This is a genomic window from Pseudoduganella sp. RAF53_2, from assembly GCF_052113985.1.
Lineage (GTDB): Bacteria > Pseudomonadota > Gammaproteobacteria > Burkholderiales > Burkholderiaceae_D > Rugamonas.
In genome coordinates, this window is record NZ_JBFRDW010000647.1 from 1 (window position 1) to 3,393 (window position 3,393).

General features: G+C 64.5%; 2 protein-coding genes. Both read right to left on the bottom strand.

Annotation, left to right across the window (positions count from 1 at the left end; translation table 11 throughout):
* Positions 1–2,428, bottom strand: a 2,428-nt coding sequence (locus AB4Z11_RS27070) for a zinc-dependent metalloprotease (RefSeq protein WP_442028937.1), incomplete at its 3' end; no start/stop codon positions are given.
* Positions 2,428–3,393 (bottom strand): prolyl oligopeptidase family serine peptidase (locus tag AB4Z11_RS27075; RefSeq protein WP_442028938.1); only part of this gene is annotated, 966 nt, incomplete at its 5' end. The genes AB4Z11_RS27070 and AB4Z11_RS27075, both read right to left, overlap by 1 nt.

The window sequence follows — 3,393 nt, forward strand, 5'->3', positions numbered from 1 at the left end:
GTTTGACGCTGCGCGGATCAGCCAGATATCGCGTGATGTAGTCCGCCGCCTGCGCGCGGCTGTCCGCAGTCACGCCTTTGCCCGGATTTTTCTTCATCCAGACCGCCAGCTCGCGCAGCTGCGCACGCACCTCGGCTTCAACATTCGCGTGCAGCCCGCCGTCATCCACGACCTTGAGCAGCGTATCCAGCACCACCCAGTCCGACGCCAGCTGCACCGCCTCGCCGCCAGTCAGCGACGAAGGCACCGCATCGCGCTTCCAGGTCTTCGCCAGCGTGGCACTGAGGACCTCCTGCACACCCGGCTGCGCAGCGTCGCGTGCGTGCTGCCACGCCACGCGATTCATGCGCGTCGCATCGAACAGGAATTGCGCAGTCTGCGCGGCGCCCGTCTCCGCAGCGGACAAGGCATCAAACACGCTGTTCATGCGGGTGCCGAAATACTCCTTGCTGCGTTCGTATCCTTGCGCGGGCGGTGTCAGCATGTCCAGCACGGACTGCGGCAGCGCCAGATACTCGGCGCGCAGCGTATCAGCCATCCGCGTCAATGCGGCACGCTGCGTGGCCGCCGGCACCAGGCGCACGCCGGGCTGCGCACGGCCCGCTTTCACGTCACCGCTGGTGCTGTAATCGAACTCGCCGCCACCGATCAGGCGCGCGACAGCTTCACCCTGGTAACGCTGCAGAAGATACACCGGCACCAGACGCGCTTCGATTTCGCCGGTCTGGCGGTCATTCGGCAGCACGTCGAGCGAGAAGCTATCCAATGCTTTGCGCCGGATGGCGCCAAGCTGATCCCAGGTTTTCAGCGAGTCCGGCCCAAAGTCCCACAGCAGACCATTCGGATGCACAGATCCCGGCGAGCGCGCGTCCGCATCGCTCACGTACTGCATGCCTGCTGCATTCGCGTCGGCACGGAGCTTGGCCAGCGCAGTCTCTTCGTCGGCGTATTGGCCGTAGATGTATTTGACGATGTACTCGTCCCACGGACCGACACCGGTGCCATAAGCGTCACTTAGCTCGATGCGTCCATCGGCGCCAAGCTTCAGTACCGGATGCGGGTAGTCCATCACCGAACCATTGCCATGGCGGCTGGCGGCAAAGTTGTGCGCAAAGCCGAGCGTGTGCCCGACTTCGTGCGCCGCCAGCTGGCGCAGGCGTGCCAGCGCCATTTGTTCGGCGGCCCGCTTGCGCTCGGCCGGCGTCGATTTGCCATACGGCGCCAGCAGGCTTTCGGCGATCAGGATGTCCTGACGCACGCGCTGCGAGCCCAGCGTGACGGCGCCGCGGATGATCTGGCCGGTGCGCGGATCGGTCAGTGCGTTCCCGTAAGACCAGCCGCGCGTGGCGCGGTGCACCCAGGTGATGACGTTGTAGCGCACGTCCATCGGATCGGCGCCCTCGGGCATCAGCTCGACACGGAAGGCGTCCTTGAAGCCGGCCTTCTCGAAGGCTGCGGCCCACCAGCGGGCGCCATCCAGCAGCGCAGAGCGCACCGGTTCCGGCGCACCGCGATCAAGGTAATAGACGATAGGCTTTTTCACCGGACTGACGGCGGCCGCTGGATCGGTCTTTTCCAGCCGGTGGCGCACTTGCCAGCGCACGTCAAGGCTCGATGCCAGCGGTTGAGCGTAGTCGTAATAACCCGTATCGAAGCCACCGGATGCGGGATGGTAGCTGCGCGGCTGATAGCCCGCATCCGGCAGGTGCACCATGCTGATATGCTGGCGCAGCGTGAGGCTGGCCGGGTCGGCGGCGACCTGTTTGACGAACTCGCCCTGGCCAGGGCCAGCAAACGTCAGCAGCGCTTCCAGCTCGATGTTTTCGGGGAAGGCTTTGGCTTCCTGCGGCAGGATGGCGCTGCGCTTGCCGTCAACGCTGTATCCGCCCTGCTTCGCGTCCTGCAGGCGCTGCACGATGCCGTGCTGGTCGGCCAGCAGGAAGCTGGAGAAATCGACCAGCTGACGCTTGCCGTCGCTGGCCAGGATGTCGCCCGACCACAACACTGCGCTAGGGAAGGACTCTTCCACCGCGCGGCGCTCTTCCGCATCTTTCGAGTTGGCGATGAAGCGCGTGTTGACCTGCACCAGGAACAAGCGCTTGTCGTGCTTCTCGAAACGCACCAGTTTCATTTCGCCTGGCTGGCGGCGGTCCAGGCCGACGTCATTGCTGCCCAGCGCGTATGGCAGCGAACTGACCAGCAGGAAGGGCTGATCCAGCTGCGACACCGCCAGCAGCACCCTGCCCTTGTCGGCATCGCGCCACAGATCAATAAACCCGGGCTGCGCTTGCAGGGCCTTGGTTTGCTCGGCGAACGACGCTGGCGGCGCGTCAGCTGCATGCACGAACGGCGCGGCCAGCAGCGCGCCCACCAACGCCACGCCGTGCCACTGCGCGACGCGCGCCGGCGCGGCTGTGCGGGCGGCCATCAGTGCGCGCCCGCTGCGTTGCTCGCGCCTGCGGCGGAGGGAACGGACGGTGCCGCCGGCGCCGCGGAAGCAGGCACACTTCCGGCCATGCCGGAGGTACCCATGCCCAGCGTGCGGTACAGGAAGCCCCACTTGTCAGCCACTTCGTCGATCTGCTTGGACGTGGGCTTGCCAGCACCATGGCCAGCTTTAGTTTCGATGCGGATCAGGATCGGCGCCGGGCCGGCCTGGTCGGCCTGCGCGGTTGCGGCGAACTTGAAGCTGTGCGCCGGCACGACGCGGTCATCGTGGTCAGCGGTGGTGATCATGGTGGCCGGATAGCAGCTGCCTGGTTTCAAGTTATGCAGCGGCGAATACTTGACCAGCGCCTGGAACTCGTCCGCGTTGTCGGACGAACCGTAATCCGACGTCCACGCCCAGCCAATGGTGAACTTGTGGAAGCGCAGCATATCCATCACACCGACCGCAGGCAGCGCCGCTGCAAACAGGTCAGGACGCTGAGTCATGGTTGCGCCAACCAGCAAGCCGCCATTCGAGCCGCCGCCAATCGACAGCCTGGATGGCGACGTCACCTTGTTCGCGATCAGCCATTCCGCTGCACCGATGAAGTCATCGAACACATTCTGTTTCTGCAGCTTGGTGCCGGCCTTGTGCCATGCCTCGCCATACTCACCGCCACCGCGCAGATTCGCCATCACGTACACGCCGCCCATTTCAACCCAGGCCAGATTGGCCACGGAGAAGGAAGGCGTCAGCGAGATATTGAAACCACCATAGCCGTACAGATAAGTCGGATTGCTGCCGTCCAGCTTCAGGCCCTTCTTCGACACGATGAACAGTGGAACCCGGGTGCCGTCTTTGCTGGTGAAGAATTCCTGGCGCGTTTCATAGGCGCTCGGATCGAAGTCCACTTTCGGCTGGCGGAACACGCTGCTCTGGCCAGTCTTCATGTCATAGCGGTAGAT